The 482-nt window shown below is 35.1% G+C and carries 1 protein-coding gene; it reads left to right on the top strand.

All coding sequences use genetic code 11. From position 1 onward, the window contains the following. Positions 1 to 91: 91 nt before the first annotated feature. The coding region (accB, locus tag CIGNP91_RS07095) for an acetyl-CoA carboxylase biotin carboxyl carrier protein (RefSeq protein ID WP_086253761.1) at positions 92 to 482 on the top strand (391 nt) is incomplete at its 3' end.

Genomic DNA, 482 nt, shown 5'->3' with positions numbered 1-482 from the left:
TATAGCAATTTCTACTTTAAACTAAAGTTTAGCTTATTATTTAGATAATTTGGTTAGAATTATGGAATTTTACTTAATTTAAGGAGAATTTATGACAAGAGATGAGATTAAAGAGCTTATGAGCTTTTTTGATGAGACAAACATTAATAAAATTAAGATAAAAGATGGTGATTTCGTAATCGAGTTAGAAAAACATGAGCCATGCGAGCAAATAGCCCCAGCCCCAGCTTGCCCTCCAATCCCAGCCCCAGCCCCAATCAATGTAGTAGTAAATGAAAAAACAGTAACTACTTCAACAGCAACTGATACATTAAACTCACCGATGGTAGGGACATTTTATATAGCTCCAAGTCCAGGCGCTCCAAGCTTTGTTAAGGTAGGTCAAACAGTGAAAAAAGGCGACACTATAGGCATTATAGAAGCGATGAAAATTATGAATGAGATTGAAGCTGAGTTTGATTGTAGAATTACAAAAGCCCTAA

Origin of the sequence: Campylobacter sp. P091 (assembly GCF_002138935.1) — a bacterium.
GTDB classification, from domain to species: domain Bacteria; phylum Campylobacterota; class Campylobacteria; order Campylobacterales; family Campylobacteraceae; genus Campylobacter; species Campylobacter devanensis.
The sequence above is the reverse complement of the archived record's forward strand: the minus strand, read 5'-3'. Positions and strand labels throughout refer to the sequence as shown.